The organism is Kothea flammea (assembly GCF_052161645.1).
Taxonomy (GTDB): domain Bacteria; phylum Planctomycetota; class Planctomycetia; order Pirellulales; family Pirellulaceae; genus Laterigemmans.
On record NZ_CP197414.1, the window covers coordinates 5301480 to 5324539 of the forward strand.

A 23060-nucleotide genomic window follows, 5' to 3' on the forward strand; every position below is an offset into this window, starting at 1 on the left:
CCGCATTTAGCATTGCCATGTCGTCTTAAGTTCTCATTCTCGGAGTTTTTCCGCACTCCTGATCAATCGCCGTGCAATCAGCAGTTTGAGTCCCGACGCTCCCGCACCGGGCTGTCTCATCAATTCTTGCAGCATTTGCGCGGTCAGCCGCGCGAGAACCGTTGGCTCCGTCGTTTTCACAGAAGATGTTCGCGGCCTCTTTTCCAGTACACCGATCTCACCGAAAATATCGCCAGCTTCCAGCGTCGCCAACAAAGCGTCCTCATCTCCTTTTCGGCAAGTTACATCGACTTTCCCCGAGACGATGATGTACGCCACATCCGACGCGTCCCCCTCGCGAAGAATCCATTTTCCGCTCTCGATTCTCTCGAACGAAACTTCGCTGATATTCGGCAGGTCTTGCCGGAGAAGGCCCCCAACGGCACGACGAAGTAATTTCGACACAAGCAGATTCTTGATCAACATCGCGAGAGATAACGCTTCCGCGTCAAGCTCCGCCAGCAGCCCAAGAAAAGTTCGACGATCCAGGACCAGCAGTTCCGATGGATCAACGGTCGTTGCCGTTTCCTTTCTTGGTACCTCTTTTAAGATTCCGATTTCGCCGAACCCTTGCCCCGGCCCATAGGCAATAATTTCCCAATCGTCCCCAACATCGCTTTCTCGGGAAACATTGACACGCCCCTCGACAAGGATGAAAAAATCGGTTGCCTTGTCACCCGGCGAGTAAATCACTTCACCAGCTTGCAAGCTTAGCGACGTGAAGCGAGGCAACTCGAGGTCCTCGTCATCATCATGTACGTCAAGCCGCTCCTCGTAAAGCGACTTAGGATCAATGACACGATCTGCTTCGTCGCGCAGTCGCAGCGAAGCGGGTTGCCCATGAGAAGGACCAACCAACGGTGCCACGGTGATCGGAATCGATTCACTTTTGTTGGGAATCGTGAGATCAAAGATATGCAGCATGGTGGCGACCATCGTGGTCGTCATCAATTCACAAAGCCCGATAGCCAAGCAGGAACGCGGCGAGAATCCCCAGGGAGCAAAGCCGCCGCTAGCGCGATGCTCATAACGCGGTGCCCGCACCCGATTGAGATCAAAATTCCATGGGCAGCTATAATTCTGGCCATCAAAGTGCCCGGGAACCGCGGTTAACAAGAGCAGCTCGTGTGGCCCAATGGTAAAGTCACCAACCTGAGTTGTACGTGTCGTCTCATAAGGCATACCTGGTAGCAGTGGGTATCGTCGATTCGCCTCCAGAAACAACGCGCGCAACGTCGGCATCACTCTTAAAGTTGCTGCCGTTAATGGCCCTTTGGAAAAAGCGGTGTCAACTTCCTTGTTTAGCGCTGATAGTGTTCGCGGATCGCGGACAGCCTCTGCAAGCATCAATAATGATTGTCGCCCGAGATAGATGTAGGCGGCAATCAGCGCGTAGACAATTCCGCCTCGAATGCCGGCATCATCCATTTTCTGACCGTCCGCTTCCGCAGCAATGAAGGCGTCGATCATCCAAGGCAAAGGGTCGTCCCTGGTTAAACCACCGCGGTGACGTCCAATGATGGGATCGAGTGCGGCAACAGTATTTCGCCTCGAACGTTTCATTCGGGGCAAGCCGAGTACATACCGGGAACGTTGTCGCACCGTCACCATCATGCCCAATTCGCCAACTTCACCCAACTCGATGAAGTCTAGCGGGATTGGCTCCGGACTAACCGTTGCCGCCATTGCCCGAATGGAGAGTTCCTCCATTCGCGGTTGTAGTATCACGTCCGCGGGCCATTCGGAAATGATCTCACGGACGGTATCACTGATCCGGCTCACGAACGGGGCGATCGTCCCCCGGGTGTATCCGTAACGAACAAGTCGGCGAAGCAGCTCATGCTCTCGTCCTTCGACAGAAAAAATCGGCACCCCCGTCGTCTGCACAAAAGGCTCGAAGATCTTCTTTCTGTCCAATCCGAGATGCTCAGATTGCTTGGCGATCCGTAAGGCTTCCGGACCAGACACTACATTGACTGTTTTGCCAAAAAGCTCAAACCTAAAAATCGGACCGCAGCGAATCGCCCCTTCGCTGAGCAGGTCAAACGGATAATGACGGACCGCTTTGGCCGGCCCAAACCAAGGGCTCGACGATAACAGCGGCGGGCGCTCACTCTCGCTAAGCTCACTTTTCCTGGAAAGACCGCGCAGGGCACGTCCAAAAAGTTCAACAAGAGGTGCCAGCGGCCCACCCAGCCGACCTAACTCGGCGAACTGGGGTTGGTTGACCGGACATCGGAGGTCGCTCGGTTTAGCGCTGACTACTTCCTTTCGCCGTCGCAAATCAGCTGCAGGAGATATATACCCAGGGGGGAGTGTTGGTTCCTCTGATGGTTCGCTTTGGTTTAGTTGCTCAGGCACAGATCGGTTCGGCTTGGATACGGAAGCAATGCACTTGATGATTACCTATGGATGGGATTTACGCGACGATAGCGACGCGAAAGCCAGCAGATTTCTAGTTGTTGTACAACATATCAGCATCAACATTGCTTTCTCGGCCGATTTCATCCAGCCGGTCAATCAGTTGACTGGGAAAAGCGAAACGATCCTCTGGGGACTTGGCGAGCATTTTCAGCACAATTTGCTGGAACTTCTGATTCACTTCCTGTTGAATATCAGCGGGAAATGAAGGGACCTCGTTGCGGACTGCTTGGACCAATTGCGGTAATGACTTCGCTGCGAATGGTGGCCCACCGGTTAATAATGCAAACAGCGTGGCACCCAACGCGTATTGGTCGGAGCGCCAGTCTAAACTGGACGTATCAACTGTCCGCTCAGGCGACATGTAGGCAACATTTCCGACCAATTGCCCGGGCGCGGTGACTTGTCGCGATTGAGTCCCTTCGAGTGCTTTGGCCAACAACAAGTCGCAAAGCTTGACAACCTTGTCGTGCTTGCGCTGAATCAAATTCTCTGGAGTTACGTTGCGATGAATAATTTTCTGTCGATAAGCATATTCCAACGCCCTGGCGACGTGTACGCCGATTCGATAAACGTCACGCCAGTCGAGCCTGCCCTGAGTACCGATCAGCTCAATGATCTCCAGGACGCTGATCCCATCCACCAACTCCATGGCACACCAACAAAACGGCCCTTGCTTGCCGGCCCCATAAACCTCTACGAGGTTGTCGTGCCGTATGTTGATCATGGTCCGCACCGCGCGTACAAAACGATGCCGTTGCTCTTCATCCGCAGTAACCCGTGGCAACAGCACTTTGATCATCGCCGGGCGAGCATGTTTTAGATCCTCCCCGCGAAACAACAAACTGCTGCTACCCACGTGGGCAATTTTCTCCAGCTTGAAATGCCCGAGTGTTTGACCTACCAGATCTTGCAACGTCGGTTTTGAGGGGCGAGGCGCCTTGCCAACCTCAGATCCATCCGCTTGCGGTTGGTCCCTCGCGGGGGTGATCGTTTCTAGACGCATACAGGTGCTACCGATCTGAATCTCATCCCCGTCGGAAAGTCTTTGTTTATCAATCCTTTGCCCAGCGACGAACGTCCCGCCGGTGCTACCGGCATCGCTGATGATGACTTCACTGGCGTCCACTTCGAGCTTGCAGTGCACGCGGCTAATCCGCGGGTCGTCCAAACGCGTATTACTGGCAGCACCTCGCCCAACCGTCAGCACCACGCCATTGTCCAGGGGAATGATACGGCCCGTTTCGGGCCCCACTACGACCACCAGTCTCTTGTTCATCGAAGGCTTCGTCCTCGGACCATTTGCAACAACTCTAATCTACATTCTTAGTACTTTTTCAAGCCAGAGTTCGCTGAATATTCCCAGCGGGTCTCCGCTCGACCCACAACCTCATATCCTAGTCAAACAGTCCGGCGGGGAATACTGCCCAAGCTGTTCTGGCGTCGGGGGCCAACAGCTAGGGCGCGAGCAAGGTGAGTTTATTGACTGCTCGCAACTAGGTTATTGTCAGAGGCGTGAAACGCAAACTCAGCGAGCAAGTATCCACGGTCAATGGATATTGGGCTTTGCCGATTCGCGTTTGGGACGCACGACTTCAACCCAATGGTAAGCGTGCACGCCGAGAAAATCGCTCAATTGATGCCGGCAAGAAATGCCGCAAGCGACAATCGTTTGCCCCTTGCTGGCGGCGTCGCGAACAGCCGGAAAGAGGCGATCTTCGCCGATCGTGCGGGACAAATCATAGTTTTCATAGCCGAAGGAACCGGCCATGCCACAGCAGCCCGAGTCGACTTCCCGGCAATCGGTTGCCGGCATGTCGGCGAAGAGTTGGCGAATCGCTGCGGTGCCAAAAAGTGCTTTCTGGTGACAATGCCCATGCAACAGAATTTGCGCATGATCGCTGGCCAGTTCAACTCCTTCGCTGGCAAGAAAGACGTCGATCATTTGCACTTTACCGGCAATCAATTGGCCAAGCGCTTGGTCATCGACCAAATCGGCCAAATCATCGACCAGCGCCGACGCGCAAGAAGGTTCCAAACAAAGAATGGGCAGCCCCCGCTCGGCGAACGGCTTAAGATTCTGCAAAGTTTGCGTCCCCAGCTGTTTTGCTTCGCGGACTAAACCTTTACTGAGTCGGGTGCGTTGACAGCAACCGGCTTGAGCCACTTCGACTCTGTAACCGAGCCCTTCCAGGAGCGACAGGGCAGCCAAGCCGATATGCGGTTCAAAATAATTCGCGTAGGTGTCGGCAAACAACACCACTTCGCCTCGCGGCGAGGAAAGTCCAGAAACTTGCCGCTCGCTGAGGTGTTGTTCAAGCGTTTTCGTGGCGAACGTGGGGAGTGGGCGGCGACGATCGATGCCGGTCATTTTTTCCAAAAGGCGGCGGCCACCGGGGACTAAATTGGAAAGGTTTGCCGCGCGTCCCAACCGCCCGGCCAACCGGCGGGCCGCGTCGGGCATCCGCCCCAAGATTTTGGCACTCCAGGGTGTTCCGTGGCGGTCGTGTCGCATCTGCAGCACGTCGCTTTTCAACTTGGCCATGTCGACCGCGTTGGGGCACTCCGTTTTGCAAGCTTTGCAGGCCAAACATAACGAGAGGCAATCATTCACACCATCCGACGCCAAGGCGGCAACGGGGTCGTCTCCCAACTGGCCGGTCATCGCCAGACGCAACGCGTTGGCACGACCTCGCGTAGTATGCTGTTCGTCACGCGTCGCCATGTAGGAAGGGCACATCGTGCCGGCGGATAACTTTCGACATGCGCCCACACCGTTACACTGTTCGACGGCCAGCTTGAGACCACCTTGATCTTGATAACGATAGTTGGCGGCCGCGGCCGCTCGCGCAGCTTGCTGCTCGTAACCGGGAGTTTGATATCGCAAGTTTTCGGTCAACGTTTGAGCGTCGACGACCTTGCCCGGGTTCATTAAACCTTGGGGATCGAAGAGTTGCTTCAATTCCACAAAGGCACCGTAAAGATCGGGGCCGAACATGTTCGGCAAAAACTGGCCCCGCACTTGGCCGTCACCATGTTCACCCGACCAAGAGCCACCAAACTCCATCACCCACTCAAAGGCTTGGTGGGCAATTTTTTCCATCTTCACGACTTCAGCCGGATCATGCAGATCAAGCGCTGGAACAACGTGCACGACGCCCACCGACGCGTGCGCGTAGAGACTCAACCGCCCGATCCCGTGATCAGCACATAAGGTCTGAATCCTGCCAATGTACTCCGCCAAGTGTTCAGTCGGTACGCAAGCGTCTTCGATAAAGTCACGCCCCTTCATTGCGCCGCGGACGTTAGAAATTAGCCCCAAGCCCAATTTCCGCGTTTCCCAAACATCTTGTATCCCAGTTGGCTCGGTAAAGATCGGCCAAGCATAGCCAATCTTCTCCGCCTTCATCGCGGCGGCAAATTGAGCCACACGCTGGGACGCTTCCTCAGCGTCCTGGCCAAAGAACTCGACGATCTGCACTGCATGCGGGTCACCAGAGATAAAGTGGGCCATCTGGCGAGTCGCTTCGTTGACCTTCGCCTCCCGCATCACTGTGCGGTCCAATAATTCAACCGTCGAGGGTGAAAACTCCAACATGCGATCAACATGGCGAAGCGAATCAATCAGGTCGTCAAAGTGAACGACACAAAGCGCAGTCGCCGGCGGCAGTGGCACGAGGCGGATTTTGGCTTCCAGCAGAAGAGCCAAAGTGCCCTCAGAACCAACAATTAAATTGCTGAGGTTCCAAGTTCGCTGGCCGCTGTTGGCAGCCGCGCGGGGACCAATCGGGCCGGTATAGCCAGCGCCGTCAACGAATTCGTCCAAGTTATAGCCGGAGACGCGGCGGAGAACTTTGGGATAGCGGGCGAGAATCTCAGCCCGATGCCGCTCAATCAAAGCCCCCACGCCGCGATAAATCTCAGCCTCTCGCGGTTCCGTGGTCTGAGCACCTTTTGCTGCTTGTTTGTCAGCTTGGCCGGCGCGAATCTTCCATTGATCATCAGCGAGCGGCTCGAAATCACAAACGGACCCATCGGCCAACACCACGCGGCAAGAGAGCACGTGGTCGATCGTTTTTCCGAACACGATGCTGCGAGTACCGCAGGTGTTGTTGCCGATCATGCCACCGACCGTGGCCCGAGAGCCGGTAGCTGGATCTGGAGCAAAATGCAAACCGTGCGGGGCGACCTGTTTGTTCAACCGATCGCGAACCACGCCGGGGCCGACGCGGGCCCAACCTTCATGCCCATCCGGAGCGACGTAAACCTCTTCGACTTGATCCATATATTTGGAAAAATCGATCACCATGCCGGGCCCGAAAGTTTGTCCTGACAAACTGGTCCCTCCGCCCCGCGCCGTGATCGGCACGCCAAACTGCGCGGCAATTTTGACCGCCGCGATCGTATCTTCGGCGTCGCGTGGCACGACCACGCACTGCGGCACAATTTGGAACAGCGAAGCATCGGTGGCATACACACCGCGGTTGACCGGATCAAAATAGAGGTCTCCGCGAATGGTTTGGCGGAGCGTCTGTTCGAAAAGATCACTTGACGATGTGGATGCAATGCTCATGCGGGCTCAATAGGTGAAACTTTCAGCATCTTCCGCGGGTGCTGCTTGATAGCCCAAAGGCTCCATGCTGCCCCCAGCGCGGCCCTGGGAAATGCTGCGAATCGAGTTGGAATAGCCAAACAATTCTTTCAGCGGCGCGTGGGCCACTATGATTGTAATGTCACCGCGATTCTCCGTCTTGGCAATGACCGCACGGCGTTGTTGCAAATCACCGACAATATCTCCCATGTAAGCTTCGGGAGTGGTGATCTCAACTCGCATCACCGGTTCCAACAGCGTTGGCACGGCCGCTTGCAATCCGCGATCGAATGCATCACCGGCTGCAATGCGAAAGGCCACTTCGTCGCTGCCGTCCTCGTGCGCGTCGCCACCGGTGACGCTGATGCGAACCCCGGTCAGCGGGAAACCAGCCAACAACCCACCCCCAGCAGCCCGTTCCCGCAATTCGTCGAGCGCCGCGGTCCGTGGCCCATTGGGTATTTTGGTGTCGACCGGCAAGCGATCGAAAACTTGCACCGGCGAAGAAGGATCCTCCAACGGTTCCACGGTCACATCGAGCCGAGCGAACATCTGCGTGGCGCCAATCTGCCGATTGCATTGTCCCACCACGCTGGCTTTGCTGCCAACCGTTTCATGGTAGTTGACGCGAGGCTTGTAGAACTTGACGTTCAAGCTAAAGTCGCGAGTCAAACGGTGCTGAATCACCTCCAGGTGCAACTCACCCATCCCGCTGATCAGGGTTTGCCCCGTCTCGGCATTCTCAACCGCGTTGAAGGTGGGATCTTGCCGTTTAAGCATCTCCAAGGTTTCGGCCAGCTTTTTGCGGTCAGCCGTGCTTTCAGGCTCGATCGCCATGCTCAACACGGCGCGGGCGAATTTGATGCTGGGCAGCTCGATAATTTCGCGGGTATCACAGAGCGTATCCCCTGTGATGGCAAATCGCGGCCCGATCACGCAGACAATTTCACCGGCCGGTGCCGCTTCAATCTGACCATCTCGCTCTTTCTTGCTGGCGTGAATCTGCCAAAGTTGAGCGACGTTTTCTTTCTTGTCTCGATTCGGACAGTAGACGCGTGAGTTAGCCGTCAACGTGCCGCTGTAGACTCGCACCCAGTAGTTGTCACCAGTCTTGGCTGGCAAAATCTTAAACACCAAGCCGCAGAACGGTTCTTTCGAATCGGGGGCGCGGGAAATCTTGTCTGCCGAATCCGCGTCGGTGGCTCCTTGGGCGGTGACGCCTTTGACGGGGGGCCGATCGAGCGGGCTGGGTAAATAGTGGCCGACGCCATCGAGCAACGGATTGACTCCGATGCCGTGCAATGCCGAACCGCAAAACACCGGCTGGATCTGACGACGCAGACACCCAGCTCGAATGGCCTCGCGAATTTGCTCGACGGTGATCTCCCGCTCTTCCATGGCCGCCATGGCGAGGGTGTCGTCGACTTCGTAGAGCGACTCCAGTAGTTGTTCGCGATAGAGCGCGGCCTCATCCGACAGTTCGTCGGGAATAGCCACCTTGCGGACCACCTTACCGTCACTCTCCGGATCGAACTCGAGCAGTTCCATGGTCACCAAATCGATGACTCCCCGGAAAGGGTTGTTCACGTGCGGCGGACCAGCACCGACGGGAATTTGCACCGGAACCGGCGCGCCTTGCAACCGTGGCGCGATATCACCGACAACGGCAAAAAAGTCGGCTCCTTCGCGGTCCATTTTATTGATAAAAACGATGCGGGGCACTTCGTAACGATCGGCTTGTCGCCAAACGGTCTCGCTTTGCGCCTCCACACCTTCGCGAGCAGAAAACACGACAACCGCGCCATCGAGCACTCTCAGGCAACGTTCGACTTCGGCGGTAAAGTCGACGTGACCGGGCGTGTCGAGCAAGTTGATGCTGAATTCGTTCCAACGCATCTTCACGCAAGCGGAAAAAATCGTGATCCCCCGCTGTTGCTCTTCGGGGTCATCGTCGGTGTCGGTGGTCCCAGAGTCGACGCGGCCGACGCGGTGTTTCGCGCCACTGAGGTACAGCATTCGCTCGGTGACGGTCGTTTTACCGGCGTCGATGTGCGCGATGATGCCAATGTTTCGAAGATTGCTGAGCGACATAAGGTGTTGTGGGCGAGGAAACGAACGGGATAGTGAGCAGTTACCAGGTCCCGCAACGACGGGAACGCAACCTTGTAGCGGATTTAATACTTGTAGCGGGTTGAGCGCAACGAAAAAAGCCGCACCCTCCGAAATTCGGAAGCTGCGGCTCGATTAGCGGAATAATCACAAAGTGATAGCAAACAGATTTGCTTACCAAGCAAAGTGAGCGAACGCCTTGTTCGCGTCGGCCATCCGGTGGGTGTTTTCGCGTTTGGTGTACGCCACTCCCTCTTTTTTGTAAGCTGAGAGCAATTCGTCAGCCAACTTCAAGTGGGTGGGGCGACCTTTTTTGTCGCGTACAGCGGCGAGCAACCAGCGGAACGCCAAGCTTTGCTGGCGAGCGCGATTAACCTGCATCGGCACTTGATAGCTCGCACCACCAACTCGCTTGCTGCGAACTTCGATGTAAGGCTTGACGTTCTCAACGGCTTGCTCGAACACTTCGATCGGTACCGCATCGGGCAGCCGGCGACCAATTTCTTCGAGGGCCCGAAAAAAGACCTGCTGAGCAACTGTCTTTTTGCCGTCGAGCATCAAACAATTGATGAACTTGCTGGCCAACAGCGAATCATAGCGAGGATCGGGTTTCAGCTGAGTCCGACTGGCGGTAATCTTTCCCATGGCGACTTATTGCAGGCAACGAATGAATGGTGGGGGAGTAACGTAGCTTGTCAGGCAACAAACTAATTGGCTTATTTTGGCGGCTGGGCCGATCTTCGCGACTGGCTATCTGGGCAACTCGGATTTAAGGGCGAATTGGCCCAAAGGCCCAAGCTAGCTCTTCTTAGCACCGTATCGCGAACGGGCTTGCTTTCGCTTGTCAACACCGAGCGTATCGCGGCTGCCGCGAACCACTTGATAACGCACACCCGGCAAGTCTCGGACACGACCACCGCGGATCAGCACAATCGAGTGCTCCTGGAGGTTGTGACCTTCGCCTGGAATGTAAACCGTCACTTCTTTTCCGTTGCTGAGACGCACCCGTGTGATCTTCCGCAGAGCCGAGTTCGGCTTCTTGGGCGTCATGGTACGAACTTGCAAGCAGACCCCTTGCTTCTGGGGGCAACGGTCCAACACCGGGCTCTTGCTCGGCTTACGAGTGCGTTTACGTTGCTTACGGACGAGTTGATTAATCGTTGGCATGGAATGCGTTCAACGCTGGGAAAGCGATTGCAGTAGGCGTTAGCGACTGAAAAACAGCAGCGTCTGATTGGATAACAGGCCGCTTCGACATAATATAACCCGATAAGTAGCGCCGGTTAAAGAGGGCTACCGCTCGGATGATGAACGAATTTGCTCTGGGGAAGTCGCACGAGTATGGAGAACTGCAGCAGACTGTCAAGGCTAATTTGCCGAGTTGTACCGCGAATAATCATCAACAGGCCCGTATCACCAGAGCTATCGATTCAATTTTATCAGCGATTGCCCCCCGTGTTATGTCGTTTTCGTTACAATATTTTTCGGATGTAACGAGTTGGGAGAGGAGCCGGGTTGGCAGGCCGATTTGCGGATGATTACAAAAGGTGGGTGCCAGCAGTCGTTGTTTGGGTTTGGTCTTCTTGGCTGAGTCTTCGCTAGCAGTTTTCGTCGCCAGCTTTCTCGGAAGGAAAAAACGTTATGACCGAGGAGGGCGAATCGTTCGAGTCTTTGTTGATTCGCCTACGTGCGGGCGACGAGCATGCGGCCAACACGCTGTGGGAGCAGTATTATCACCGCATCGTTCGCCTGGCAGGTAAACGTTTGCCGACCTCCTTGCGGCGAATTCGCGATGAAGAAGATGTGGCACTGTCGGCTTTTCACAGCTTTGTCGCCGGGGTCAAAGCGGATCGATTTCCGAATTTGGCGGGGCCTGACAACCTTTGGGGATTGTTAATTGTACTTACCAGCCGCAAGGTACAGGCCCACATGCGGCACCACGCGCGGCAGAAGCGGGGAGGCGGAAAAGTCCGCGGGGAGTCGGTTTTCCTCGCTCCTCAAGAAGCTCAGCCGGGGCCGGGCATCACCGGAATCGAAGGACGCGACGAAGGTCCCGCCTGGGAAGCGGAGATGGCCGAAGCGGCCGAGACCTTGCTGGAATCGCTGGGTGATCCCGCCCTGCGAGAGATCGCCGTGATGCGGATGGAAGGATATTTAGTCGACGAGATCGCTGAGATTTTGGAAATGAGCAAACGGGCCGTCGAGCGGCGCTTGCAATTAATCCGTAAGATTTGGACAGAAACGGAGTCGGATTCCAAGGAATAACGAATGCAAATATCCCAACTATCCGCCCGACATTTGGCCGAAATCGATTCCCTCAGCATCGAATTCGAGCGATCACTGCGCGGCCGTCCCAAGGCCAGTCATGTGGCGGCGAGCGAGCGGCTGCCCCAAGATGTGCTGGAAAGCATGATTGCTGCCACGCTCAATAACTATGCGGGCAATCATCGCGAAATATTGGAAACCGAACTGCGGGCAGTCGCGGCGGAGATGGTGGGGAGTAACCAGCGGTTGGCCGACTGGTTTCAACCCGGGATGCGGATTGGCCCCTATTTGCTGGAAGCTCGCATTGGCCGCGGCGGCATGGGAGAAGTCTACCGGGGCCGCGACACGCGGCTCGATCGCGACGTGGCCATCAAAGTGCTGATTGAACAACTCGACGGCTCACCCGACGACCAGCAGCGATTCGACCGCTTTGACCGCGAAGCGAGGGCAATTGCCGGGCTCAGCCACCCGGCCATCGTCAGCCTGTACGACGTGGGCCAACACCAAGGGCGCCCCTTCGCCGTGATGGAACTGCTAAAAGGCGTCACGGTTCGCGAGCGACTTCGCCAAGCCGCACCACTCAGCCCCGAGGAAACACGGTTTATCGGCGGCGAAGCGGCGGATGCTTTGGCCGCCGCTCACGCCATGGGGATCGTCCATCGCGATCTAAAACCTGAGAACTTGTTCATCACCGAAGAAGGCCGCGTCAAACTGCTCGACTTCGGGCTGTCGCGAAACGACAGCGCCCGCGGAGGTGGTGATGAAGCGACCGTTTCCGGGGTGATCCTCGGTACGGCCGGCTATTTGTCACCCGAGCAAGCCAAGGGGGGGCAAGTCAGCGTGGCGGCCGACTTGTTCAGCCTGGGATGCGTGCTGTACGAATGCTTCTTCGGCTACGGCCCCTTCCAACGTGAGACCTTCGCCGAATCGTTAGCCGCGATCATCAACGCCCAGCCCGAATACGATCCCACGCGCGTCGCCGACGACCCGCGACTGGTCGATCTGATCGCTGCTTGTCTTGTCAAGGAACCTGGTGAGCGGTTGGCCGATGCCCAGCGTTTGGCCTGCCAACTGCGGGGCGACGTCACTATCGATGGCGATTGTTTGCCGAGCCCAACAACCGCCCGCTTGAACTCTCGCCCCAAACCACACCCTTCGCCCCACCCCACCACCGCCATCGCCGACCGCCCGACCGAGTCAGTGGTCCGGCAAATGACCGTCGACGAATCAGTCCATGCCCATCGCTTTCCGCGGCGACGGTTCCTCCAAGCTGCCGGCTGGACCGGTTTAGTGGCTGCTGGAGTCGCCGCATCTAGCAGCTTGGGGCGTTGGCTCAAGCAGCCCGCCAAGATCCAATCGATCGCCGTCATGCCGCTGGAAGATGGTTTGCGGCTCGACATGACCCCGCTGGCCGGGATGAATACTCGCGACCTCGGGATCGGCGAACAAATGGCGGCCGCGATCGCCAACCAATTGACGCGTGTCCCCGATCTTCGCGTTTATCCCTATTTGCCGCTCCGCAATGACCCCGCGGTGGAGACCGCACCCGTGGCTGAACTTGCCAACGGTTCTGCCACCAACAGGCCCGCCGATAACACTGCGCAGGCCGGCAATGCAGCACACGCTGGCGACGCAGCGCAGGGCCCCAGCACTGAGCCACCGGCACTTGCTTCGCGAGGTGTCAAGCTCGAACTGGCTCGCTATCAAGAGACCGGCCAGCAATTGGGAGTGGACGCCGTCTTGATTGGCACGGTGATCACCGATGGCGATGGCTATCAAACTATCGATGTGCAGTTGATTGATTCCCAAAGTGGTTTCCAAATCTGCAGCTACAACACGCGTGTCAAGCAAGAGACGAATCTGATCGAGCAGCAGGAAATTGCCGAGCAGGTGGCCGCCGGCATCGGCCGGGAACTGGCCGGTTACAACAGCGGCGAGCCACGCAGCAACGCTTCGTACCACTGCTTGGTCAACGGCTACGCGCGGATGGACCCCGATTCCACCAAAGCTTTACGAGATGCAATGGGGTGTTTCCGCAGCGCAGTACGGCAGGATGCAAAGTTCGCCGAAGCGCACGCTGGGATCGCTCTGACGGCGATGATTTTGCTGGAACAAGCGGCTGCTGAGGAACGGGCCGATTTGATCCAACAAGCTCGCCAAGCGGTGGCGCAAGTTCGCGACTTGCGGGTCGATTCCAACACGGCCGAATTGGCCGCCGCCGTGCTGGCTTGGCAAGCCGACTGGGACTTCGCCGAGGCCGAGAGAATTTTCGCCGAGCGCGTGCCGAAAATGACGCTCAGCTGGGTTGCACAGTACGAATACGCCGTATTCTTGGCCGCGCGGGGGCGGTGGCGGCAAGCGTTCGAGCACGCCCAGCAGGCGACCAGCCTCGACAAAATGTCGGTCGCTTTTCAACTCCAAGCGGCTCGGCTCACGTGGTTGGCGGGCGATGCCAACACTGCCATCAACCAAGTCCGCGCGATGCGAGCCGCGTACGACGGACGCGCGCGGGAATTGGCGATCGGGTTTGAACTCGATGTGCTGGAAAGCCGCCAAGAAATACCCGCCGCTCAGCAATTACTCGCTGAGCACACCTCCCACGACGGAAAATCTGATTACTGGATAGCCCGCGCGGCAAGCCTAAACAAGCTGCCTTATGGGCCCTATGGTGTCGAGTTGAACGAAGCGATCTTGACACTCCGCCGAGCTCCGAAAGTCGAAGAGGGGTGGCTGCTGCGGCTCAAGAGCGAGCAGGCTGCCAGGTTGCCATTTTTAGTCTCCGCTCATCCCGCTTTTTCCCAAGTCCGCCAACGCACCATCTTGCGAGACTTAGTGGGTGGCCCTTTGCGGCAATCGTGAGCCCCGCTGGGCAACCTCTACAGCCACAACCACTTTGACGATAAACTAACGCCCAGCGAGCCCCGCAAAGGGCTAAATTAAAGCCGTCAGAGCAAAACCAGCATTGTGGCACCGCGGTAGCCACGCGACATCGCACCGACAAGGGCGGAGCATGGAAATTAAGGTTGAAGACGAGTACGTTGATATTGAAGGTGTGCGGCTGAAACTCAGTCGCCCCAATCAAACAGGTGGCGATTGGATTGGCCAACGCGAGTTGCTGATGCAACTTTTGGCCTGCTGGTTAACGGTCGACCAGACCGATTTGCCGTTAACTCCCCGGCTGATCGGTTCCCCCGGTGTTGGCAAAACGCAGTTGGCGATTGCCGCGGCGGGGGAAAGTCAAAGGCCGTTGTACATTTACCAGTGCACCAGTGACACGCGGCCGGAAGATTTGCTGGTAACTCCCGTGTTAGCTCAAAACGGCCAAATCGCTTACCACGCCTCGCCCTTGGTCACGGCGATGTTGGTCGGTGGAGTTTGCGTGTTGGACGAGGGCAACCGCATGAACGAAAAGTCATGGGCCTCGCTCGCTCCCCTCTTCGATCAACGCCGCTACGTGGAATCGATCGTGGCGGGCATCACCATCGCCGCCAATCCGAATTTCCGCGCTGCGGTAACGATGAACCAGGATGAATCGACTTTTGAGATTCCCGATTACATCCTCAGCCGTTTGCAGCCGACATTGCCGGTTGGTTTTCCCACCAAACAGGATGAGCTGGCAATTCTGCAGTACCACCTGCCCTTTGCCGAGGCCGACATGTTGGCCATGACGGTGGAATTCTTGCAACGTTCGCACGAGCTAAAGTTGGACTATTCGCCTCGTGACGGGATTAACATGCTTCGCTACGCGCTCAAGCGTTTGGCTCAGAATCCGACGCATCCGATGAACCGCGATGCGGCCTGGCGAGAAGCTTTGGAGTGTTGCCTGGGAGAAGACGCTTTGGACCTGGAAGCGGCGGCTGATCGCAAACGTCGCACGCTGGGAGGCGACGCTGTCCCACTGGGGTTGGCGGATTTCTTTTTTGATGCGGACGATCCCCTTCATCCCGATCGTGACGACGATGACGATGATGACGACGAGGATATCCCCTATTGATAACCGTCGGTGGTTTTGAAGCTAGTTCCGCAAAGCCGACTTATCCAATCACCACGGCGAGTCTCTTGGCGCGGGTGTTTGCCGTGCCGGTTGGCAAATTAGTTGCCGAAGAGTTTCTGCAGTTGGCGATCAAGCTGACGCTGCAAGTAATTTTCGGCGGTGCCTTGCACCGCTTTGGCTCCCAGGTTGCCGATGATGCCGGCTACCGCTTGCGTGTCGACGCGGGGTGATTGCAACGTTCCGTTGATTGGGATCGTGAGCTGTTGGCCAGCCAGCCCCTGCAGTTCGCTTCCCAACCAACTGGCTTGTAAAGGGACTTCGATCCCCAGTGCGAGGCGACCATCGAGCGATACGTTCCCGCTGCTCAACAAACCAACTTTGCCAATTTGCATCATCATCCGTTGGTGGGAAACGCGCCCGTCGAGCATGGCAAAATCAATCGCTTGCGGCTCCATGCGAATCCACTGTTTATCGTTAGCCGCAGAGGGCTGGCCCTGCAACCCCTTCGCCGCCATTTCCAAGGTATCGATGGTGGCGATCAGGTTTTTCGCCAGCGGCCCAGGGCCAACCGTCGCTCCCTCGATTTGCAAAGAACCACGCACACGGGAACGAACTGGGTCCGAGGGAATAATCAAGCACTCGGCTAGCTCAACCGAAAACGTGCCGCTAACCGCCGTGGCGTCGGCAGCCAAGGGAAGCATGTATTTCAGCCAACCACGACACATCTCCGGAGTCAGCGTAATCCCCTCGGCAAACAAACCGGCTTGTTGTTCAAACCACAAGGCACCAGGACGATAATGCACTTCGCCCGCCAAGTTGATTTTGCCACGTTCCAGAGGCACGCTGGCGGGCTCCACATAAACCACGTTTTCGGTCACTCGCAGCGGCACCCGCGCGGCACCCAATTGCAAACCGGACACAGCGGCGGTATCCCAGCCGATGCTGCCGGCCAGCTCGAATTCCGCTTCTCCCGCAGCTCCGGCTCGAGCGCGGATGCTGAGCGGTGTAGCGTGTTTGCCCCGCGCAACGATCGGTTCGCCGAGCAGCCTAGTGAGCCGCTGTCCAACGACGCTCACGTCAATTTGACTGGGACCAGCCATTTGTAACGGGAAGTCATTCGCCAACTCGATCCCGCCAGAAAGGTCGGTGGCAAACCAAGGAGTGTTGAGCCGCAGGCTGCTCAACGTAAGCTGATTGTCCTGCGGGGATAACTCCAGATCGGCGGCGATCGTCAGTTCGGGTTCAGCCCACACCTCAGTCGGCTGCAGGTTGGTTGCCGAAGGCCGCGGGGGGCCGTCGAGAGCCGAAGCGTAAACGATGTTGGGTGGTTGGACGACGCGGAGATCCTTCCAGTTGGAATCAAGTACCACCATCCATGGGCCATGCACGTTGCGAGAGACCATCGCTTGGCCAGATACCGCACCGTAAAACTTCCAGGCATCGTCAATTTGATTCGCACCGCTGCCAGTCAACAGGCCATTCATGATGCTGGCCGGTTTGGTAATCGAACCATGCAGCCGCGAGAGGTCACACCGATAAGCGATTTCCATATTGGCAATGCTGGAATTCAGCTCGCCCTGCATGGCAAATGAGACGGCATTGCCGCTGACGGTGAAAGTTTGACAACGCAGTTCGGCTTCTGGAATTCGTAAACTACCTTGAAATTCTGTTTTAATGATCGACTGTTCATAACGCCGCCCGGAGACGACCGCGGAAGCTTGCCGCACCGTTGCTGAAAGCCGCTCGAGTTCACCGCCGGCGAGCGAAAAGTTACCTTCCAAGTCCGCTTCGATCTCTCCAGCCAGATGCTGGACCGATTGCGGGATGCTGCCGGCGCACCAGCTGGCCAAGGTCGCGATTTGGCCGTTGCCCTGGATTCGCAAGGGAAGTCGCGTGTTGCGGTCTGGGTTTTGGACGGGACGCACGAGCGTAAAGTTCCAGGCTTGCTGTGGCTCTTTGACTTGCATGCTGACGCTGCTTAATTGTTGCAACGAGCCGGCGGTCCAGACCCCTTGGGCATCGACAACTAATTCCACTCGCGGGCGTTCCAGCCGCGTCCCGCCGGGCAGTTGCACGACAATCGATCGTCCCCCCGCGGTTCCCGCTAAGCTCCAGCGGTTTTGAGCGTCAACCGACCAACGCACTTGCCCTTCGGCCGTGCCACCAAGGCTCGCTTCGGGTAGTTCCAAAATACTCCCCAAGATACTCGCCAAACGCCCAAAGTTAAGATTGAACTGAGCTTGGCCGCTGCGCAAATCGCCGCTGGCGGTGGCCGTGCCAAAACTGCTTTGCACGTGCAGATGTTCGGCTGAAATCCAATCCCCCACCGGCCGCAGGATAATCTCGGCAGTCACCGGTTGCAGCACCACTTCGGCACCGCCCTGGACGGCGCTTTCGTGGACTGTGGCTCGAATCGGTTGGGTAACCAAGTTCCAGCTACTGCGGAATTGTTGGTCGGCGCCCAGCGTTCCGCTGATCGAGGCTTGCACCCGCCCGCTGTCGATCCGCGCGTCGGTGCGAACGGGGATCAAGCCGGGGGCTGCTTGCGTTAGCACTGCCAAGTCAAAATCGGTAACCAGCTGACCCCGCATAGCGCTCAAGTATTCGCCACGGCTGATTGCCGTCGCGTCGAGTACTCCATCAAAGCTCAGAGAACCGGCGTCAGAAACGAGGGTGAAGTTTCGGCAAGCTAGTTTGTCTGCACCATAGTTGAGCGTGCCTTCCAGACGAGCTTGCCCCACTTTCCAAGCATCGGGGCCGGTAATCTTGGCGTCCTGAACAACTAAATTTCGCAAATCGATCGGTTGTGCAGTACACCGGAACGAGTCGTCACTGAGGAGGGTACCGCTAAATGCTCCGCTGGCATTCCCCGACCAACTTTGCGGCAACCCGGCGGCCGCGGCAGGAAAGCGAAGGGTGACGAGTTCGAGCAACGAAAGGGGCAGACCGTTGGCTTGTGCCAGCCATTCCAAAGGGAATTCGCCTGTTTCTTCGCCACCATTGACTCGCTCTAGATTTGCCAATTCGGCCAGTTTCGCGATAGCCTTGGGGCGGTAGGTAAGTTCCGTTTGCAGCGTACCGCTGATACCGTCCGGGTCGGTCAACACACCTTCGAAAACGATGCCGATCTGTTGGTCAAGTTGCACGGTCATCTGCAGTTGGTCGGTTCGCCAAACGCGGGCCCGTGCCATGTCTTCCAGCTTGACGGTTCCATTTCGCACTTTCAGCTCGGCGCGATAAGAGTTTCCATCACTGGGCGTCGCCAACCAGCTGGCCAAATCTTCTTCGAGGCGGCTGCCGCCGGCGTACACTTGCGTTTCCAAACGGGGCCCGTCGAGGTGCAGCGTGCCCAGGTCGGTTTCCCCGCGTAGCAGATCGAGAATGGTAAAGCCGGCATCGAGCGAGTCGGCGACCAGCACGGTTTCGCCTGAAGCACCGACCGCTTCGAGTTGGCTGATATGCAGCGGAGTAATCCAGCCGATGCGAATGGTGTTGGCGGTGACCGTCCAGCCGTAAATGGCCGTTTGGGATCGCAGCAACGAGTGGATTAAGGGGGAGTAGCTGATCAAGCTTGGCAGGCAAAGCACGAGCATGCCCAGAAACAGGGCAATCATCGCCACGAATTTGCGTTTTCGCTGCGACCGTTGCTGCCGCCGACGCTCGGTTCCCTCGCGCATCCAACGTAGCGTTCGGGAAAAGTCACGTCTTGCCACGGGGAGTCCCCTTACCAACGAAGCGTCCGGTTCAGTCACGGCCCGACACTGGCGCGCCGGCGGGTCGAGGGTAGGGAAATCAACGATTTAAGGGAATAGCGAAAAATCACCGGCTTCCCCCTCGCTGTTTAAAACCGGTGATCCTAGGGGTGGGTGGGGCAGCCGCGACGAATTAAAGTGAATGCTTGACGCTCGATTAAACGCCTCCCGTTGCTACCTATCCAAGAGCACTCATTATGGAACGTCGTCGCTTTCTCAAAGCCTCCTTGGCTACCAGCAGCATGCTGGGTTTGGCTGCCGCGAGCCGGACAAGTGCTGCCCAGCCAAATCCCGATCCTGCGGCACCCGAGAAGCCGCTGCCGCACGGGAAAATTATCGATACGCATCAACATTTGTGGAGCGTCGGCGAGGCGATGCCGCCCTGGCTGGAGGGGGCCAGCGAAATTTTGCGGCGAGAGTATCAAACCACTCAGTATCTTGGCGCCAGCGAACGCCTCGACATCTCGGCGATCTACATGGAGGTCGATGTGGCTCCGCAGAACCATGTCGCCGAGGCCGAACAAATCCTAGCGTTGATCGCCGGCGGGAAATCGCCGACGCGAGCCGCCGTGATCGGGGGACGACCGGCCGACGCGGAGTTCTCCGCTTACGTGAAAAAATTTGCCGGCAATAAAGCGATCAAAGGAGTTCGGCAAGTGCTGCATGGGGCGTCGACCCCGCGCGGTTATTGTTTGCAGCCTGACTTTGTGCGAGGAGTCCGTTTGTTGGGCGAGCACAATCTGAAGTACGACCTTTGCATGCGACCGGCGGAACTCGGTGATGCCGAGCAGTTGATTGCGCAAGTCCCAGAAACTCATTTTGTGTTGGACCACTGTGGCAATGCCGACGTGACCGCTTTCCGAGCGGGCGTGGAGCGACCGACGCATGATCCCGAGCAGTGGAAGCGTGACATTGAGCGGATTGCCAAACACGCCAACGTGACTTGCAAGATATCGGGCATCATCGCCAGGGCACCGGCCGGTTGGCAGCCAGCCGATTTGGCGACGGTGATCAACCACTGTCTCGACAGCTTTGGGCCGCAGCGCGTGGTGTTTGGCAGTGATTGGCCCGTTTGCCGGCTGGGGGCTTCGCTGTTGGATTGGGTTTCGGCCCTGCATGAAGTTATCGCCCACCGCCCCGAAGCGGAGCAGCGATCGCTGTGGGCCGAGAACGCGCGGCGGATTTACAGGTTGGATTGAGCGCCCGCCTGTTAGCGGTTTTGGCGCTAGCCACCATTCTCGTTAGCGGTTTTGGCGCTAGCCACCATTCTCGTTAGCGGTTTTGGCGCTAGCCACCGTTTTGTTGCAGGTGACTAGTTCGGCTCAATGCGGGAACCGCGGCTAACTGCTAACTCGTGAGCTGCTTTGCTGAATGGCAGTGATTTTTATTCGCGCTCATTCGCGTGATTAGCGGGCAAACCAGGCCGGCACAGCGCGGGCCTAATCCCGAAGAGTCTCTTTCCGGGGCGGAGTGTAGGTTGCTAATGGGAAATACGCTGACTTAAACGCAGACGCCCGCGGGGGGAACTGGTTGACACCGCAAACGATTGGGGACAATCGTTCTACATTGTGCCCTTCTCCCCGCAAAACTGGCCTTATTGAGTTTTTCCCTGCGGCACATGCTCTTTCGAAGGCCAGTCCCGGGGACGAAGGGAGCGAGTCTTTCGTGGGGCTGGGTTTGGGTTGCTAATGAGGCCAAACGGCGAGCGGGAACCGTGGCTCGCGCGAAAACGGCTAACGAGGACCGTGGCTAACTGCTAACTGCAAACCAGCTGCTTTGCCGCCGCGTAGGCGGCGTCGGCGGTGATCCCAAACTTTTTGTAGAGGCTATCAAAGGGACCCGATGCTCCAAAGCCTCCCATGCCGATAAAGTGCCCATCGATACCGATGAACGGATACCAGGAGAGTGCTAAACCAGCTTCCACCGCCACTCGGGCGCGGCAACTGGGTGGCAACACTTCGTCTTGATACTCTTGCGATTGCAGGGCGAACAAGCAGAGGCTGGGCATGCTGACCACGCGGGCTTTGATTCCGTCGGCGGTCAACCTCTCGTAGGCTTCCACGACAAACTGCAATTCGCTGCCGCTGGCCATCAAAATGACTGCGGGAGTGCCTTCGCAATCGCCCAAAACGTAGCCACCGCGCGAGGTGCCTGCCGCCGAAGCGTAGCGAGTCCGATCGAGGGTCGGCATATTTTGCCGCGAGCAGACGATCGCCGCGGGATGATCCTGAATATTGAACACCGTGCGGTAGCTTTCCACCACTTCATTGGCATCGCCGGGACGGAACACGTGCAGTCCGGGGATGGCACGGCAAGCAGCCAAATGTTCGATCGGTTGGTGCGTGGGACCGTCCTCACCGACACCGATCGAGTCGTGGGTCAGCACGTAAAGCACCGGTTGATGCATGATGCTGCTGAGCCGCATGGCGCCTCGCATATAATCGGTAAAGACAAAGAAGGTAGCCCCGTAGGCACGCAGTCCGCACAATGACATGCCGTTACAGATCGCCGCCATGGCGTGTTCGCGGATGCCGAAGTGTAAATTGCGACCGGCGTAATTATCGGCGCTGAATGAATCGGCACCGGGGAAGGTCAATTCGGTCTTGGTGCTGGGAGCCAAGTCGGCCGAACCACCGATCACAAAGGGAATGTTCTTGGCGATGGCGTTGAGCGCCTTGCCGCTAGAGTTCCGCGTGGCGTCGCCCTTTTCGGAAGCCTCAAAGCTCGGCAAATCGCGATCCCAGCCCTCAGGTAAACGATTGGCAAACAAATCAGCCAACTCGGCAGCTTGGCTGGTGTTGCTCTGCTGATACGTTTCCCAGAGTTCTTGCCAAGCTTGATAGGCGGCGGCACCACGCTGGCCGACACCCTCGGCAAAATGCTCGCGAACCCCGTCGGGAACGTGGAACGGTTCGTTATTGGGCCAATTGTAGGCCGCTTTGGTAGCTTCGATTTCGTCCCAGCCGAGCGGTGCACCGTGGGCGCCATGCGTGTTGGCTTTGTTGGGTGCCCCCCAAGCGATCACGCTCCGCACGATGATCAAGGTCGGTTTGCCGCTGGTTTGTTGGAAAGTCGCTAAGGCCTTACCAATCGCTTCCAGGTCGTTGGCATCGGCCACACTCAAGACGTTCCAGCCGAGTCCCTCGAAGCGGACGCGGACATCTTCGCTGAATGCTAAATCGGTGTCACCTTCGATGGTGATTTTGTTGTCGTCGTAGATCCAGCAGAGGTTGTCGAGCTTGAGGTGGCCAGCCAATGATGCTGCTTCGCTGGCGACACCCTCCATCAAATCGCCGTCACTGCAGAGGGCGTAGGTGTTGAAGTCAAACAGATTGTGCTCGGCCGTGTTGTATCGAGCGGCCAGCCATTTGGAAGCCATTGCCATGCCCACGCTGTTGGCCACGCCTTGGCCCAAGGGGCCGGTGGTGGTTTCAATCCCAGCCGCTTCGGCATACTCGGGGTGTCCCGCGCAAGGGCTGCCGATTTGGCGGAAATTCTTAATGTCATCCAGCTTGATCGACAATTCGTCGAGCACTCGCTGCTGCTTGTCCATGGCTCGCACGCCGACCAAGTGCAGCACCGAATAGAGCAACATCGAGGCATGGCCACAGGAAAGCACAAAGCGATCGCGGTTAGGCCACAACGGCTGGGCCGGATCGTATCGCATCGTTTCGTTCCAAACTTGATACGCCACGGGGGCCAGCGCCATGGGGGTACCAGGGTGGCCGCTATTGGCCGTTTGAACCGCATCCATGCTAAGTGTGCGGATGGTGTCGATGGCCAATTGATTGAGGTTGGTCGTCGATACGGACATGGTGGATTCCAGGAGTGAAATTGTCAGGGTTTCCAAAACAGCGGTTCAGCAACCCAAAAGTTAGACCGAAAGTTA

At 57.4% G+C, this 23060-nt stretch carries 12 protein-coding genes; 4 read left to right on the top strand and 8 right to left on the bottom strand.

The window, feature by feature from the left end; all coding sequences use genetic code 11:
* Positions 1 to 33: 33 nt before the first annotated feature.
* From SH139x_RS19785 to rpsL, 6 genes are all read right to left on the bottom strand, one after another.
* Positions 34 to 2007 carry a cytochrome P450 gene (locus SH139x_RS19785; protein WP_488351490.1) on the bottom strand — a complete coding sequence of 658 codons (1974 nt, stop codon included), beginning with the start codon at positions 2005 to 2007 and terminating at the stop codon, positions 34 to 36.
* Positions 2008 to 2494: 487 nt separating this feature from the next.
* On the bottom strand, positions 2495 to 3739 hold the full coding sequence (locus tag SH139x_RS19790) for a protein kinase domain-containing protein (protein WP_488351491.1): 1245 nt from the start codon (positions 3737 to 3739) through the stop codon (positions 2495 to 2497).
* A 270-nt stretch (positions 3740 to 4009) separates the two neighbouring features.
* Positions 4010 to 7033 (bottom strand): FAD-binding and (Fe-S)-binding domain-containing protein, encoded by a 3024-nt coding sequence (locus tag SH139x_RS19795; RefSeq protein WP_488351492.1) that lies wholly within the window; start codon positions 7031 to 7033, stop codon positions 4010 to 4012.
* 6 nt (positions 7034 to 7039) lie between these two features.
* Complete coding sequence (gene fusA / locus SH139x_RS19800; protein ID WP_488351493.1) at positions 7040 to 9142, bottom strand: elongation factor G; 2103 nt, start codon at positions 9140 to 9142, stop codon at positions 7040 to 7042.
* Between the two features lie 192 nt (positions 9143 to 9334).
* Entirely contained in the window at positions 9335 to 9805 is a 471-nt protein-coding gene (rpsG, locus tag SH139x_RS19805) for a 30S ribosomal protein S7 (RefSeq protein ID WP_488351494.1), read from the bottom strand.
* A 153-nt stretch (positions 9806 to 9958) separates the two neighbouring features.
* Entirely contained in the window at positions 9959 to 10327 is a 369-nt protein-coding gene (gene rpsL, locus SH139x_RS19810; RefSeq protein WP_488351495.1) for a 30S ribosomal protein S12, read from the bottom strand.
* A gap of 474 nt (positions 10328 to 10801) precedes the next feature.
* On the opposite strand from rpsL, the gene SH139x_RS19815 reads away from it, so the two are divergent.
* The 3 genes from SH139x_RS19815 (at position 10802) to SH139x_RS19825 (ending at position 15419) form a co-directional block, all read left to right on the top strand.
* Positions 10802 to 11425 (top strand): ECF-type sigma factor, encoded by a 624-nt coding sequence (locus SH139x_RS19815; protein WP_488351496.1) that lies wholly within the window; start codon positions 10802 to 10804, stop codon positions 11423 to 11425.
* A 3-nt stretch (positions 11426 to 11428) separates the two neighbouring features.
* Positions 11429 to 14284, top strand: a complete 2856-nt coding sequence (locus tag SH139x_RS19820) for a protein kinase domain-containing protein (RefSeq protein ID WP_488351497.1) — start codon at positions 11429 to 11431, stop codon at positions 14282 to 14284.
* A 151-nt stretch (positions 14285 to 14435) separates the two neighbouring features.
* Entirely contained in the window at positions 14436 to 15419 is a 984-nt protein-coding gene (locus SH139x_RS19825; protein WP_488351498.1) for an AAA family ATPase, read from the top strand.
* A 98-nt stretch (positions 15420 to 15517) separates the two neighbouring features.
* Here the strand turns inward: SH139x_RS19825 and SH139x_RS19830 are convergent, their stop codons facing one another.
* Complete coding sequence (locus tag SH139x_RS19830) at positions 15518 to 19132, bottom strand: AsmA family protein (protein WP_488351499.1); 3615 nt, start codon at positions 19130 to 19132, stop codon at positions 15518 to 15520.
* Positions 19133 to 19368: 236 nt separating this feature from the next.
* Here SH139x_RS19830 and SH139x_RS19835 point away from each other — a divergent pair, with 236 nt between their 5' ends.
* A complete protein-coding gene (locus SH139x_RS19835) occupies positions 19369 to 20370 on the top strand; it encodes an amidohydrolase family protein (RefSeq protein WP_488351500.1) in 1002 nt (333 codons plus the stop codon).
* A gap of 557 nt (positions 20371 to 20927) precedes the next feature.
* Here the strand turns inward: SH139x_RS19835 and tkt are convergent.
* Positions 20928 to 22985 (bottom strand): transketolase, encoded by a 2058-nt coding sequence (gene tkt / locus SH139x_RS19840; protein ID WP_488351501.1) that lies wholly within the window; start codon positions 22983 to 22985, stop codon positions 20928 to 20930.
* Positions 22986 to 23060 lie beyond the last annotated feature (75 nt).

Coding starts and splice junctions, on each gene's coding strand:
- SH139x_RS19790 (WP_488351491.1), bottom strand. CDS start 3,739: ATGAACAAGAGACTGGTGGTCGTAGTGGGGCCCGAAACGGGCCGTATC.
- SH139x_RS19795 (WP_488351492.1), bottom strand. CDS start 7,033: ATGAGCATTGCATCCACATCGTCAAGTGATCTTTTCGAACAGACGCTC.
- fusA (WP_488351493.1), bottom strand. CDS start 9,142: ATGTCGCTCAGCAATCTTCGAAACATTGGCATCATCGCGCACATCGAC.
- rpsG (WP_488351494.1), bottom strand. CDS start 9,805: ATGGGAAAGATTACCGCCAGTCGGACTCAGCTGAAACCCGATCCTCGC.
- rpsL (WP_488351495.1), bottom strand. CDS start 10,327: ATGCCAACGATTAATCAACTCGTCCGTAAGCAACGTAAACGCACTCGT.
- SH139x_RS19815 (WP_488351496.1), top strand. CDS start 10,802: ATGACCGAGGAGGGCGAATCGTTCGAGTCTTTGTTGATTCGCCTACGT.
- SH139x_RS19820 (WP_488351497.1), top strand. CDS start 11,429: ATGCAAATATCCCAACTATCCGCCCGACATTTGGCCGAAATCGATTCC.
- SH139x_RS19825 (WP_488351498.1), top strand. CDS start 14,436: ATGGAAATTAAGGTTGAAGACGAGTACGTTGATATTGAAGGTGTGCGG.
- SH139x_RS19835 (WP_488351500.1), top strand. CDS start 19,369: ATGGAACGTCGTCGCTTTCTCAAAGCCTCCTTGGCTACCAGCAGCATG.
- tkt (WP_488351501.1), bottom strand. CDS start 22,985: ATGTCCGTATCGACGACCAACCTCAATCAATTGGCCATCGACACCATC.